Raw genomic sequence first — 13,936 nt, 5'->3', positions numbered from 1 at the left:
CTTAAATCCGGTTTGATCAGCACGAATGGTTTAAGCGAGGTGGCACAATTCACGGCTCGAAAACGAGCAGGGAACATGGCTGATCTATACTGGTTAAGCGTCGCGTGGAGGATCCGCGCACTCAATCCAAGGCTCATCACCCAGCAGCCAACTTGAAAGCCCTGACGCCTAGTCGACTTTGATGACCTCGATCCTGGTCACGCCGTCATCATGGACAAAACTGGAGTAGACTGGCCAGTTTTTTGAAGGATCTATGATTTTTGCCGTCTCCATCGACATGCAGACTGGGCGCATACCATCGGCGTCCGGGTCCAACGTTTTTATCCAGTTCTCCAGCCGAGCGGTTACGTTTATCGTGTCACCGATCACGTTATATCGCAGGGAGCCGCTTACACCCAACGTCCCCCCAAGGGCTTTCCCGCTGTTCAATGCAATGCGCAGCCGGTAGCTTGGGTGTCCGTCCGCTTTTTGGTTCAGTTCCACCGCCGCTGCGCGCATATCCCTTGCGCAGCGCAGGGCGGAAAGGGCGTCGTTCTGCCTTTGCTCTTGCGTGTCGCTGGGAATCGGCGCGCCGAAGATCACGAGTATGCCGTCGCCGGTGTATTTCTCGACAAACCCGCCATGCTGGCGCGCAACCTCTCCCATCTTGTCCAGAATGCGCGACACCCAGGTCATGAAGTCTTCGGCATCCATTGAATTGCCAATGCGCGTCGAGCCTTCGATGTCGGCAAGAAGCGCGGTCACAACCAGTCTTCGCGACTTTGGCTTGCCGCCAGACAGCAGGCTTTTTCTCTGCTGCCATATCTCAGCAGACAACTCATCAGACAAGTGAGACGAGAAAACCTGAACGATTGCATGCCTTTGGTTGCGCGAAATACCCGCGATGACCGCAAACGCAATCAAGAACCCCAAAAGCCAACCCAACGCGGACGGGACAACGGGCATCAGCACGGCGTTTTTCTGGATTAATGACAGGGCAATCAGCAGGCCCACGCCTCCGGAAACCGCAATCGCTACGGAAGGGCCAGTGACCCGGACAAACATGGCAATACACGAGCCCGCGAAGACGCAGACGAAGATCATCAACACAGCAGATGAATTGCTTAAGGAATGCAACGGCAAAAGACTGGCGTTCGTATAGTCGACCAATTGCTGAAATATGGCCGCGTGTATTTCGGCCCCGTACGCAAAACTCGCGCCGGTCGAGCGTTTGAGCGGGGTTTGAAAGTAATCCTTAACGGATTGGCTGGTCAGCCCGATGATCGCGACTTTGTTCTTGATGCGCTGCATGTCTCGCCCAGCCAGGACATCCGCAGCCGGAATCCGCTGCGCAATCGGCAACGCGTTTTTGTAGTCGATGATGATTTGGTAGCCGGACGTGTCGGCATTTCGAAACAGGTTGGACCCGACCGTCAACGGAGGTGCCACCGTGCTGCCGAACATCAGTTGGCTCGGGTTTTCTGGATCCGCTTGCAATGCCGGACGACGCGAAAACTCGGCTGCCAATTGCATGGGCAGCGACAGTGACAATCCTTGCGCATCGCTGACCAGCAGCAACGCGCGTCGGGCCACGCCATCAGGGTCGATGGGTATATCCGCAAACCCGGTTCTTACACCCGGCGGGGCGGCAATGCCCGCGCCGCTTTCATCCGGCAGTTTCGAGATCACAACAACTCTGGGGTCACGCAGAACGTCAAGCAGGTCTTCGCGGCCAGAGCCGGTTGACACATCCCTGTAGATGTCCACCCCGACGGCTGCTGCGCCGGCCTCCAGCAAATTCTCGACAAGCTGGGCCAGTTGGGCGTCAGGCAGGGGCCAACCCCATGTGCTCAGATCCTGATCGGATATCGCAACAAGATAGACATCTTCCGTCTGCGTTTTTTCCGAAATAGCGGAGGTTGTCCAATCGTATTGCGCAAGCTCAAGCGGCTCCAATGCCCCATTGTTGCGCAGCACTGCGATCGAACTGCCAACGATCAAGGTAATCGATACGACCAGAACCCATCTCTGCCACATCGGCAAAAGCGGCGTGGCCAGAAGGCCAGCTTGCTTTCGGCCCTTGGATATCAATCAGCCACCCCGGCAGATCGCAAGAGCTGCTCGAATTGGTCAGGGTTCACAGGTCGAACGCGACCGCTCAGGCTGATGTCAACCAACGGGGACAACGCGTCAAACCACAGCCCGTCGGCCGACGGGTTTCCAGAGTTCACTTCCCCGGGAACGCGTTCAACAAGACGCATCGACCGGTCGCTGACCGTGCTTGTTTTGCTGTCCAAGAGCAGAATCTGCCATTCATAAATCTTGCCGGTTTCCAGGTTTTGCTGCAGCCGACCCAAATCCACCCCGTAATATCCCGGCGGGAAGGGCCCGTTGAGCAGCAGTTCACCTCCGGGCACGCCAACAGGGTTCAGGGCGAACACCAGATCCCCTCGGTGCCCGGACTTTAGATGCCAGACCAAGGGCGGAGACGGCAGGGTTGTCAGGCCCCCGTCTTCGGGTGCCAATAGCAAAAGCGCGCCTTCTTCACCTTCTGCAGCAGAGCCCCGCGTGCCCGCGCCCATTCGATCTTTTGGTGTTCCGATTTTAGGGGGGACGAACACGATCTCGTCGGTGCCGTCGGCTGCGTCACTTTCATCGGCGGCAACCAGCTTGCCGCCCGGAATTGCCACCAGGATCAAAAAAGCAAACAGGGCGTTTTTGGAAAGATTAATGCACGACACACAATGCCTCGCGAAACAAACTGATTAACAGAAGACCCTTTGTGACATTAGCTTAGGTCGGATTCTGGATTGAGTCCAGTTTCCGGGCCCCGTCGTCCGCGTATCGAAAAGAGCGGTAAGATGTGGTACGGTACGCGATGTTTGACGGTGCTGGCTCGGGTTCTCTTGTATGAATTTAGGTTTTCAGAACATCATTCTGCTTCTTCGGGCTTTTGTTTTGGCGTGTTTCTTAGCTGTTCCGGCGGTGTCATTGGCCGAGGACGCGCGCGTTGCGCTGGTGATCGGCAATTCCGGCTACGATAGTGTTTCCAGTTTACCCAATACAAAGAATGACAGCCGCGATCTGGCTGACGCGTTAGAGCGCATAGGTTTCGAAGTCACCCGTGGTCTGGACCTGAACTTCCGAGACATGCGTATCGCGATCCGCGACTTTGCCGAGGCTGCGGCTGACGCCAAGGTGGTCGTGGTCTACTTCGCAGGCCACGGTATTGAAATCGACAACACCAACTACCTCATTCCAATCGACGCCGAGTTGCAAAGTGACCGGGACATAGAACTCGAGGCGATCCGGCTAGACACGCTGATTGGCTCGGTTTCCGGTGGCGATGGGCTGAAAATCATCCTTATCGATGCATGCCGTAACAACCCGTTCGTGCCGAACATGGCGCGCACCTCGTCCACCCGGTCTGTTGGCCATGGGCTTGCGCGGATAGACCCAAGCGGTGTTTTGGTGGGCTATGCCGCGCGCAGCGGCACCCTGGCGCTGGACGGGGATGGGCGAAACAGCCCCTATGCGCAGGCGCTTCTAAGCCATATCGAGGAACCCGGTCTGGAACTGGGCAAGATGTTCCGCAAGGTCCGGGACACGGTGTTTGACCTGACCGATGGCTATCAGGAGCCATTCACCTATGGATCCTTGCCGGGGCATGACATCTATCTCGTGTCCCCACCCGCCCCGCAGCCTGCAATTGCTATCGAACAGGCCGCACTCACCCCCCGGTCTCCGGACAAAGAAGCCGAGGCAGCCTGGGACGATTTCCGCGACAGCACGTCGCCCGATGCGCTCGAGGCTTTTGCCAAGACCTATCCCGACACAGCCTATGCCGCGCTGGCGTTGTCGATTGCAGATCGGTATCGAAAAAACACCGCTCAGACCTTACCGCCTGCGGACCTGCCCAAATGGTGCAAAAACCCCAAGAACGAGGCGCAGTCCCTGATATGCCGCGATCCTGATCTTCTCAAACAAGACAGCGAAGTTTCAGAACTGTTTCAAAGACGCCTTGATTTTGTCCGAAGCGGTGCCGCTCGGGGACAGGCCCTTGTTGAACAGCGGAATTGGCGCCTGTCGCGGGATGAATGCGGCAGCGACCCGGTTTGCATCGCACAATCCTACAAGCTGAGAAAGATCGCGCTGGTCGAGTTTGACGACGCCGCAATGCCAACGGCCCTGGTGGTCCGCTCGGTTCAGGAAGAGCTCAATCGTATGAGCTGTGGAGCGGGTGACCCAGATGGCGTGATAGGTGGCCAAACGCGGAATGCCTATGCTCTGGCCGCCTCATTGCTGTCGGATCTCAAAAAAGGAGCCGCGCTGGACGATACGCAGACACTGAACGTTCTGCGCGCGCAACCAACTGCCGAGTGCTCGTTCCTCAAGCGGGCTGTCAAAGAACCCAAACTTCTGGAGGGCATCTGGAAGGTTCGAACAGTCACATGTCCCGGTGAGGCCAAAGGTTTCAACCTCAGGCGGATACAGCTTAAACACGATGGCAATGGGGTCTATTCCGGCAGGCTGGCTTACGAAAACGGTGCTTTCAAGCGAGCAATCGGCGCGCGGCTGTCGGATCGTGTGCTCTCACTCACGCATGTGACGACAAATGGCAGCCGACAATCCTATTTCTTCGAGCCTTCGGACGTTCCAAACAAATTTAGTGGCTCGGACTGGTCGAAATGCACCATTTCGGTCAGCAGGTAGCGCAAAAGTCGTTCCCACTCATCAGTTCAAACTACCTTCAAGCACAACTGAGCGCGCATTGTTGCCGGAACCGTCAAACCATTCTGTCGGCACCACATTGGTCAGGTCACGACGCCCGCGCGTTTGATACTGGAACTGCGCGAATGCCTTTTTGCCGGGTCCATGCTTCGTGTTGGGCTTAGAGGGCAACCAGTTCGTATAGTCCACCGGTTCCCCGCTATACCAGCGCCAACCAATGACAGCGCTGCCTTCTTTTGGGTCCTTCCTAAACCCAAAATAGGGTCCTGCTTTGTAGCTGTAGTTCGTTCGGCTATCGTATCCGATTTCAAAGAACGAGGGGTCGTTTGCCATCATTCTGACGATGAACGCGTTCTCTTCAGCCGATGTGATCGACGCAAGATCAACCCCGCATTTCTGTGCTTCACTGCGCGCAGTTCGAAGCTGGCCCGAATACTTCATTACGATGTATAAGTGGCCGCGAAATTTGCCGTAAACGCTTTGTCGTAGCCCCAGGCATTTCAGAACTTCTGTTATATCTTCGGATTCGCCCAGCACTTCCAGTTCTTTTGCATTCTGGCGTACCGCGAACGGATTGCTAATGAAGGTCTCGTTGTCCTCGTGCTGCGATCCCAGCCTCAATATGGCCAATATGGCGGGGTCGACATAACCGGTCTCGTCAAGCCCGTTGGCGGCTTGCAGTGCCCTGAGGCCGGAGCGGGTTTTGGGTCCGAACGCTCCATCGGCCGTGCCAACGTCAAACCCGGCAGTGTTGAGACTTTCCTGAACGCGCTTTCTGCCCTCGCGATCCGGCAGCAAAGTATTTTCCAGGCTTTTCAAATTCCCACTCTTTGCCAGCCATTTCGGCGTGATTTCGGCCATTCGTTTCAGGGCATCAGGCTCGGTAATAGAGGCAGCGCGGTATTTCTGTGCCACCAGGCTCCAACCACGCATTGTGTTGGTTTTCATGGCAGCCGTTATGACGTCCTGGCGCGTTACCGGCGTCGGCTGCGGACCCGGACCGGCAGCACCCTGACTTTGCGGCACCTGCAACGCGACCGGCTCAACCTTGGGCACCAGATAAATGTCTTCTCCGGGAAGCGAGCCGTAGATGAAAGGCTCCTGAAACCCCTCGGTCAGGTCATACACACGGTCTCGAACTCTGCGGAACATCTTGCCCAGTTCCAGACCAGGCTGTTCGATATGTTCCAACAGCGCCTGCGCGTAGGGGCTGTTTCGCCCGTCCCCGTCCTGCGCCAAGGTCCCGCCCCGGGCAGCATAGCCAACGACAACACCCCCCGGCTCTACCGCCGCCAGACCACGTCCGATGGATCGCGTATCCGACACACGCGCCATCTGAGCCAAAAATGGGTTGTTCCGGCAGGCATCAACCAGGACGATTTTGAGACCCGGAGAGTTCGAGATCGAATTGACAATCGCGTCCAACCGAATTGCTTCAAAATCAACGTCACGATCACTTTTGAGCGTCGCATTCACGGGTATCAGGTAGTTCGTGTTTTCGATTTCGATGCCGTGCCCGGCAAAGTAGATCAAAGCGACATCGGCGGTGGCCGCAGCCTCGGCGAAGTCACGCAACGCGATACGCATGCCGTTATAGTCGAGATTCAGCCCTTCCGTGACATCGAACCCGATCCGTTTCAGAGACTTGGATAAATCCTCGGCGTCGTTTGACGGGTTTCGCAGGTCAGAGACATGTTGGTAAGCAGAGTTACCGATCACCAAAGCGACGTTCTTGTCCTTGGCCTCAGCTAAATTAGCGACGGTCGTCAAGAACAAAACAAAAAGCAGATGCGGAAGGCTGAATCGCCGGACAAACATAAGAAACATGCGTAACCACTCAAAGATGAGCCCTGAGAACCGCCAAGATGTTAGCATAAAACCGGCCGTTTACGAACAGCGTGCTGCCGTCAGGCAAATGCGCACCCAATCAATATGCATAATCAGACGCAATTTTCGCACGAGCATTTAGGTGCGTGTCAGAAATTGCTCAGAGACGCACCTTTGCCATCGAAAACATGGATATTGTCACGCAAGATGTTCAGCCCGAGCAGGTCACCAGGTTTGGCCGGAATATTACCGTGCTTGCGAACCATAAGCGGTCCGATACCAACCGCATTCACGTAGATATTTGTGTCCGACCCCAGATGTTCGACCACATCCGCAACGACGTCGATATCTCCGGCACCGGGTGCAACCACGTCCAAATGTTCGGGCCGGATGCCCAACTCAGCTACTCCCGCCAGCGCACTTGCATGCGGTAAATCCAGTTCGATGCCGCTCTGCATCATCACACCGGTTTCAGTTTGGGAAATCGGGATCACGTTCATCGTCGGAGAGCCGATGAACTGCGCGACGAACTTGTTGGCCGGTTTTTCGTAAAGCTCCAGCGGGCTGCCGACTTGCTGGATCACCCGGCCGTTCAACACGACAATCCGGTCAGCCAGTGTCAGCGCCTCGACCTGATCATGGGTGACGTAGATCATCGTTGCGCCAAGGCGTTGGTGCAGATGCGCGATTTCCAGACGCATCTCGACCCGCAGGGCAGCATCAAGGTTTGACAGCGGCTCGTCGAACAGAAACGCACGGGGTTGGCGAACAATGGCGCGCCCCATGGCAACGCGTTGCCGCTGGCCACCGGACAAGGCCTTGGGAAGACGGTCGGTCAGGTGTTTCAGACCCAACGTTTCGGCCGCCTTCGCGACTTTCGAGATGCGTTCCTCTTTCGGATCACGGCGGATTTCCATCGAAAACCCCATGTTCCGCTCGACATCCATATGGGGGTAGAGCGCATAGGACTGGAACACCATGGCGATGTCCCGGTCGCGGGGGCGCACGTCGTTCATGCGCTCGCCGTCGATCAGGAATTCGCCGCCGGTGATTGGCTCTAATCCCGCGATCATCCGCAACAGGGTGGACTTGCCGCAGCCCGACGGACCGACCAGCACCACGAACTCCCCATCCTGAATGTCCAGGTTGATATCGCGCAGCACCTGGACCGAGCCGTAGTTCTTGCTGACGTCGCGCAGTTCGATACGTGCCATTGCAGCCTCCTACCCCTTGACCGCGCCAGAGGTGAGCCCCTGCACGAGATAGCGTTGAATGAAGATGAAAAACAAACAGCTGGGGATGAGTGCAAGCACTCCGGCAGCCATCATCTGCCCCCAATCGACCGAGAATTTGGACACGAAGGTCAGCAGCCCGACTGGGAAGGTCATCGCGTCATTCTTCGAGATCAGCATGAGTGCGAACAGCAGTTCCGACCACGCAGCGGTAAACACAAAACCCAACGTCGCCCCCAGTCCCGGCAGGGTCAGCGGGAACACCACCAGCCTCAGCGCTTGAAAGCGCGAACAGCCATCCATCATCGCTGCGTCCTCAAGATCGGTCGGGATGCCGTCAAAGAAAGATTGCATCAGGAAGGTCGCGAAGGGGATGTTGAAGGCCGTGTAGACGATGATCAGGCTGGTCAGCGAATTGAGCAGGCCCAGATCGGCCACGATCTTGTAGATCGGTGCGATGATCATCAGCAGCGGAAACATCTGGGTGATCAGCATGACTGCAATGATGATCCGCTTGCCCGCAAACACAAAGCGCGAGAAGGCATATCCGGCCCCTGCCGCAATCAGTGTCGTGACGAAGGCCGTACCCAGCGAGACGATCAGAGAGTTGCGGAAATAGGCCAGAAAGTCGGTCTGGAACAGAACGGTCGAAAAGTTCTCGAAGGTCGCAGCGCTTGGGAACATGCGCGTGCCTTCGGAAAAGATCAGCGCATCCGGAGTGATCGCGATCTTGACCAGCCAATAGAGCGGGAACAGCGCGAACAGCAGATAGAAAGCAAGGGCGGCGTATTTGCCAACGACCAACGCCGGATTGCGAGACGCGACGGGTGACATCAGATCTTCACCAACTTTTTGCGCAACCACAGCAGGATCACCGCATAGATTAGCAAGATGAACAACAGCGCAACGGCAATGGTCGAGGCATAGCCGAAGTCCAGCTTTCGGAATGCGGTGGTGAAGATGTAGGTCGACAGGATTTGCGTCGAATTGGCCGGGCCTCCGCCGGTCATGACAAAGATCAGATCGGCGAAGTTGGCGATCCAGATGGTGCGCAGCATCACTGTGATGGCGATCATCGGGGCCAGAAACGGCAGAGTGATCTTGGTGAAAATCTGCCAGGGCGAAGCACCATCGATCTCGGCTGCCTCATAGAGCTCGGACGGGATGGATTGCAGCGCGGCCAGCAGGGTGATGGCGAAGAAGGGCACTCCGAACCAGATATTCGCCGTGATCGGCCCCCACATGGCAAGATTCGGATCGCCGAGGATGTTGAACGGCTCCGACAATACACCCAACGCGGCCAGCCAGTGCGGCAACGGGCCAATGACGGGGTTGAACAGCCAGGCCCATGTCAGCGCCGACAGGAAGGTGGGCACGGCCCAGGGCAGAAAGACCAGTGCCTGAAACAGGCGTTTGCCGAAGAAATCGGTGTTCAGCAACATGGCCAGACCAAGGCCCAACAGGAACTGAAAGGTGATGGAGCAGAAGGTCCAGAAAAACGTGTTCTCCAGCGCGATCCAGAATTTGCGATCCCCCCAAAGGTCAAGATAATTCTCGAACCCGACCCAGCCGGTTTTGAACGGGTTCAACAACTCGATGGATTGAAACGAATAAGAAATGCCAATGATCAGCGGCACCATCATAACGGCTCCGATCAGGATCAGCGCCGGAGACAGATAGAAAAACGGCTCGACCAGATATTGCAGGTAGAGCGAGCGTCGCGCCCGGGCTTTCCCGGGCACAACAGTTTTTTGCAGACGCGCGGTCATTGACCGGCTTTCCACTTCGCGTATTCGTCGGTCAGCATCTCGGCCCACTCATCCGCAACGTCCTGTGCGGTGCGTTGACCCAGCAAGGCCTCCTGACTGGATTCCAGCAGAACGGTGCTGGCGAAATAGCCCCATTGCTCCAGATAGGTGGGCATGGTGGTGGGTTCGTATTGCGCGCCGTTCAGCTCCTCGAACCAGCCTTTGAACTGCTCGGTTTTGAAGTGCGGGTCCTGATCCGCGCCTTTGTGGATCGGAATCACACCCACGCGTTTGGCCCAGGTGGCGTTGGCATCAGGTGAGGACAGGGCTGCGACCAGATCGAACGCTTCTTTCTCATGCTCAGTCGCTTTGAACACAGACCAGCCTGCGAAACCGATGGTCGGGAACGCCTTGCCCGAGGGGCCGACGGGCATCGGGATCACGGCAAAATCCTCGGCTGGCATCCGCTCGGCGATTGCGATCAAGGCGTCGGGGTCCTGATCGAGGAAAGCGCAGGTGCCAGAATAGAACCCGGCGACGATCTCGTTGAAGCCCCAGCTGACGCTGTCCTTGGGGGCATATCCCTTTTGGTAGAGGTCGATCATGAACTGAAGACCCTCGACCGAACCGGGCTCGTTGATGCGGCTTTTTCCGTCTTCGGTGAAGAACTCGTTGGTGCCGTTCATCACCGCGCTAAACATGATCCAACCGTTTGTGCCGCCCGGCCCGCCGCGCAGGCAATAGCCGTATTTGCCATCAAGCTCGGACACTGCGGCCGACGCTGCCATGAACTCTTCCATCGTCCCCGGAGGGCTGTCGACGCCCGCCTCGGCCAGCAGTTTCTTGTTGTAGAACATGGCCCGCAGGTAAAAGCCGTAGGGGATCATATAGAGGTCCCCGGCCTGCGACCCCATCGCGACGGTTTTGTCGGTCAGCGTGCCGCCATGTTCCCAATTGGCCACATAGTCTTTCAGACTGACCAACTGATCCGAACCGGCATAAAGCGCCTGCCATGTATCGGGCATTTCCACCACATCAGGGATGTCGCCACCTGCAACCATCGTGGCCAGCTTTTCAAACGCGCTGCCCCAGGGCAGAGATACGATCTCAACCGTAACGCCTTTATTTGCGGCTTCGAAATTGTCCACAAGGCCTTGCAGAACCTCGGTCCGTTCCGGGCTGGTAATCACCTCGACCAGTTTCAGCTTGGTCTCGGCATAGGCCGCCGATCCCATCAGCGTCGCCGCCAGAGTTAGCCCTGTCAGTATGCGTTTCATTCTCTGTTTCCCTCCGTGAAAGATCTGTTGTGTTTGCCCGTTCAGACGGTGCTTTTTGAAAGTGCTTGCTCGAAATCTGCCCAAAGATCGTCAGCGTCCTCCAGCCCGAGGCTGAGGCGCACAAGGTTCGGCGACACGCCGAATTTCTGCATTGAGTTCTCTTCCCCCGCCTGCGCCAGCCCAACGCGCGCAGGCAGGATCAGGCTTTCATACCCACCCCAGCTGACACCAAGCCGAAAGATCGACAGCGCGTCAGCAAAGGCCGGGATATCGACGCTGTCGTCAAATTCCAGTGACATCAGGCCCGAGCGCCCTTTCAGGCCGGGCACCGTATTGGCTCCGGGCGAGTGGATGGCGGTGACCTGCGGTACGGCGGACAACCGGTCCACGAACGTATTCGCCGTCGCCTCATGCTGGCGCATCCGGGCGGTCAGGGTTCGCAGCCCGCGGGTCAGCAAAAATGCCTCGAACGGGGCCAGCTTGGCCCCCAGCAGCGGCAGGGTCAGATCACGGATGCGGGCGATGTTGGTCAGGGAGGAAACAACAACACCCGCAACCGTGTCAGAGTGCCCCGAGATATATTTCGAGGCTGAGTGGATCACGATATCGACCCCCAGCGGGATCGGGTTCTGAAAGACCGGGCTGGCCCAGGAATTGTCGATCATGGTCAACACCCCATGCCGCCGGGCATGGCTGCTGACACGGCGTAGGTCCATCGGGGTGAAAATCACCGAGCTTGGACTTTCCAGATATGCCAGTGTCGCACCTTCCAGCAGATCACCATCATTCTCGAACCGATCCACCGGGTAGTAGTCGATCTGAACCCCCATCGGTCGCAGCATGCGTTCCATGAACCGGTAAGTGTCGGGGTAGACATGTTCGACGCAGACGATCCGGTCGCCGGGCTTGATGAACGCCAGTAGCGCCGACGAAATCGCCGCCATGCCCGAGGCGAAGCCAACGGCGGCCTCTCCACCCTCGGCCTGCGCCATCAGTTGCTCAAAGGCGGCAACGGTCGGGTTTTGCACGCGGGTATAAAGCGCTGTGTCTGACAGACCGGCCATACGATCTTCAAAGGCTTTGTAGTTGTCAAAGGTAAACAGCGAGGTCTGCACGATCGGCGGCGCGACGGCGCCCATAGTCTCATCGGCTACTGCAGCCAGAAGCGTGGCAAGGTCGCGGGTGTCAGACATTCTGATGCTCCATCACCCGACGAATTTCGGTTTCGACCAGGGCCAGAATGTCCTCCATCAGGCGTGCCGCTTCTTCCGCATTCCCGGCGATGACCGCCTCGGCCATTGGCAGGTGCAAAGGGATGCTGCTCTGCCCCAGATGCGGTTGCCCGAACGGCGCTTCGTAGACTTCGTTGAACCCCTGCTGGATCTGCAGGATCAATTGCCGGAACAACGGGTTTCCGGATGCTTCATGCAGCGTGTCGTGGAACCTGCGATCCGCGTCACGCCAATCCTCTCCGGCCTCGTACGAGGCCATAAGTTCCATCGCGCGGGCCATGATTACCCGTTTTTGTTGCGCATCCGCCAGACGGGCGGCCAGACGCACGGTTTCGATCTCAAGCGGGCGGCGCACCGCGTGAGTCCGCAGCAGACTTTCGGCCTCAAGCTTGACGGAAACAGGCAAGTGGATTGAGTTCGAAACAACCTCGGCCGCCAGACGCGTACCCGCTTTCTTGTTGCGCACCACGATGCCCATGTTCTGCCATGAGGTCAGCGCCTCGCGCACCTTGGCGCGGCTGATGCCCAGTTGCTGCGCAATCTCGACTTCGGTCGGCAGTTTGTCCCCGATGGTCAGCCCGTTGGCTTCGATCATTTGCGACAGGGCGTCGATGACATCCTTGCTGGTGCTGCCGCGCGGCAGTTTCTGCAAGCCTGTGCTGAGCTTTGTCACGGGCTGAGAGATATCGGGGGACTGTGGCACTGACCGTTTGCTCCGATTCCGAAGGTAGGATCAGCGTTGCATATAATGTCGGACAAAAACAAGTATTTTGTCCGACATTATTTTGGCAACAAAAATACTTTCTGTTACAAGGGCATAGATAACTTACGCTCAGGCGTAGAGGTTCAGCCCCGCCTCATCAAACAGCAGCGGAGATTTGCAATTGACCCGCAGCGGCACCTGATCGCCCGGCTTGGCCTTGACCTGCCCGGACAGTTGCACCGTGGCCGATTGTCCGTCCGGCAAACGGGTATATAGCAGCGTGGTGTCGCCAAGCTGTTCCACCACCTCGACCTTGGGGGAAAGGCTTGGGTTGTCGGGGTCGAGTTCAAAGAAATCAGGGCGCAGGCCAATCTCGACCGGGGCGTTGCCCGCGCTTTCTGGCAGCGGCAAAGCCACGGATGTGTCCGAGAACTGAACCGTCAGGCTCTGCGCATCGCTCTGATACCCGTCGAGCCGCACGAAGATCGCGGGCGGCTGCCCCAGAAACCCGGCCACGAACTTGTTGCGCGGACGGTTGAACAGATCGAGCGGGCTGCCGATCTGCTCGATGACGCCCTCGTTCATGACCACGATCCGGTCGGCCAGCGTCATCGCCTCAACCTGATCATGAGTCACGTAGATCATCGTGGCGTCCAGCTGATTGTGCAGCCGCGCCAGTTCGACCCGCATTTCCACGCGCAGCGCCGCGTCGAGATTGGACAGCGGCTCATCAAACAGGAAAATCTTGGGATCGCGCACAATGGCACGGCCGATGGCGACGCGCTGACGCTGACCACCGGATAGGGCCTTGGGCTTGCGATTCAGATAGCTTTCAATCTTCAGAACCTTCGCCGCCGCCAATACCTTTTCCTTAATCTCGGCCTTGGGGCGTTTGGCGATCTTCATGCCAAAACCGATATTCTCGGCCACCGTCATGTGGGGATAGAGCGCATAGGACTGAAACACCATCGCCACGTCGCGCTCTTTCGGCAGCAATCCGGTGACCGACCGCCCGTCAATCTTCAGATCGCCCGAAGTGACTTTTTCCAGCCCCGCAATCGTGCGCATCAGGGTGGATTTGCCGCAGCCCGAAGGGCCGACCAGCACGATGAACTCGCCCGGTTCAACGCTCAGGTTGATGTCCTTCAGCGCGTGAAAGTCACCATAGTGCTTATCCAGAGAAATAGCTTCGAAAGCGGTCACTTGG

Annotated in this window: 11 protein-coding genes; 1 reads left to right on the top strand and 10 read right to left on the bottom strand. The window is 57.5% G+C overall.

The genetic code is table 11. The features are described 5' to 3' along the window. Positions 1 to 168: 168 nt before the first annotated feature. Both ACR0JN_RS16690 and ACR0JN_RS16685 read right to left on the bottom strand, forming a co-directional pair. Entirely contained in the window at positions 169 to 2,070 is a 1,902-nt protein-coding gene (locus ACR0JN_RS16690) for a CHASE2 domain-containing protein (RefSeq protein WP_480887306.1), read from the bottom strand. Next, positions 2,067 to 2,678: a DUF928 domain-containing protein gene (locus ACR0JN_RS16685; protein ID WP_480887304.1), complete on the bottom strand. Its 612-nt coding sequence runs from the start codon at positions 2,676 to 2,678 to the stop codon at positions 2,067 to 2,069. The genes ACR0JN_RS16690 and ACR0JN_RS16685 overlap by 4 nt, the downstream gene beginning before the upstream one ends. A 211-nt stretch (positions 2,679 to 2,889) precedes the next feature. On the opposite strand from ACR0JN_RS16685, the gene ACR0JN_RS16680 reads away from it, so the two are divergent. Beyond that, positions 2,890 to 4,692 (top strand): caspase family protein, encoded by a 1,803-nt coding sequence (locus tag ACR0JN_RS16680; protein ID WP_480816451.1) that lies wholly within the window; start codon positions 2,890 to 2,892, stop codon positions 4,690 to 4,692. Positions 4,693 to 4,713: 21 nt separating this feature from the next. On the opposite strand, the gene ACR0JN_RS16675 is transcribed toward ACR0JN_RS16680, so the two are convergent. The 8 genes from ACR0JN_RS16675 to ACR0JN_RS16640 all read right to left on the bottom strand — a co-directional run bounded on the left by ACR0JN_RS16675 (position 4,714) and on the right by ACR0JN_RS16640 (position 13,932). After that, positions 4,714 to 6,537 (bottom strand): caspase family protein, encoded by a 1,824-nt coding sequence (locus ACR0JN_RS16675; protein WP_480887301.1) that lies wholly within the window; start codon positions 6,535 to 6,537, stop codon positions 4,714 to 4,716. 149 nt (positions 6,538 to 6,686) lie between these two features. Next, positions 6,687 to 7,751, bottom strand: coding sequence for an ABC transporter ATP-binding protein (locus ACR0JN_RS16670; protein ID WP_480887299.1), 1,065 nt, complete (start codon positions 7,749 to 7,751; stop codon positions 6,687 to 6,689). Between the two features lie 9 nt (positions 7,752 to 7,760). Then, positions 7,761 to 8,603 (bottom strand): carbohydrate ABC transporter permease, encoded by an 843-nt coding sequence (locus tag ACR0JN_RS16665; RefSeq protein WP_480887297.1) that lies wholly within the window; start codon positions 8,601 to 8,603, stop codon positions 7,761 to 7,763. Then, positions 8,603 to 9,538 (bottom strand): carbohydrate ABC transporter permease, encoded by a 936-nt coding sequence (locus tag ACR0JN_RS16660; protein ID WP_480887295.1) that lies wholly within the window; start codon positions 9,536 to 9,538, stop codon positions 8,603 to 8,605. Before ACR0JN_RS16660 ends, ACR0JN_RS16665 begins: the two co-directional genes overlap by 1 nt. Beyond that, entirely contained in the window at positions 9,535 to 10,794 is a 1,260-nt protein-coding gene (locus ACR0JN_RS16655; RefSeq protein WP_480887293.1) for an ABC transporter substrate-binding protein, read from the bottom strand. Before ACR0JN_RS16655 ends, ACR0JN_RS16660 begins: the two co-directional genes overlap by 4 nt. Before the next feature lie 41 nt (positions 10,795 to 10,835). Further along, positions 10,836 to 11,987, bottom strand: coding sequence for an aminotransferase class I/II-fold pyridoxal phosphate-dependent enzyme (locus tag ACR0JN_RS16650; protein ID WP_480816445.1), 1,152 nt, complete (start codon positions 11,985 to 11,987; stop codon positions 10,836 to 10,838). After that, on the bottom strand, positions 11,980 to 12,729 hold the full coding sequence (locus tag ACR0JN_RS16645) for a FadR/GntR family transcriptional regulator (protein ID WP_480887290.1): 750 nt from the start codon (positions 12,727 to 12,729) through the stop codon (positions 11,980 to 11,982). Before ACR0JN_RS16645 ends, ACR0JN_RS16650 begins: the two co-directional genes overlap by 8 nt. Before the next feature lie 129 nt (positions 12,730 to 12,858). Continuing rightward, positions 12,859 to 13,932 (bottom strand): ABC transporter ATP-binding protein, encoded by a 1,074-nt coding sequence (locus ACR0JN_RS16640; RefSeq protein ID WP_480887288.1) that lies wholly within the window; start codon positions 13,930 to 13,932, stop codon positions 12,859 to 12,861. Positions 13,933 to 13,936 lie beyond the last annotated feature (4 nt).

It is taken from the genome of Ruegeria sp. G12, from assembly GCF_056533565.1.
The sequence above is the reverse complement of the archived record's forward strand: the minus strand, read 5'-3'. Positions and strand labels throughout refer to the sequence as shown.

Excerpts from the sequence above, each read along its gene's own strand:
- ACR0JN_RS16680 (WP_480816451.1), top strand. The coding sequence starts at position 2,890 with ATGAATTTAGGTTTTCAGAACATCATTCTGCTTCTTCGGGCTTTTGTT.
- ACR0JN_RS16675 (WP_480887301.1), bottom strand. The coding sequence starts at position 6,537 with ATGTTTCTTATGTTTGTCCGGCGATTCAGCCTTCCGCATCTGCTTTTT.
- ACR0JN_RS16670 (WP_480887299.1), bottom strand. The coding sequence starts at position 7,751 with ATGGCACGTATCGAACTGCGCGACGTCAGCAAGAACTACGGCTCGGTC.
- ACR0JN_RS16665 (WP_480887297.1), bottom strand. The coding sequence starts at position 8,603 with ATGTCACCCGTCGCGTCTCGCAATCCGGCGTTGGTCGTTGGCAAATAC.
- ACR0JN_RS16660 (WP_480887295.1), bottom strand. The coding sequence starts at position 9,538 with ATGACCGCGCGTCTGCAAAAAACTGTTGTGCCCGGGAAAGCCCGGGCG.
- ACR0JN_RS16655 (WP_480887293.1), bottom strand. The coding sequence starts at position 10,794 with ATGAAACGCATACTGACAGGGCTAACTCTGGCGGCGACGCTGATGGGA.
- ACR0JN_RS16650 (WP_480816445.1), bottom strand. The coding sequence starts at position 11,987 with ATGTCTGACACCCGCGACCTTGCCACGCTTCTGGCTGCAGTAGCCGAT.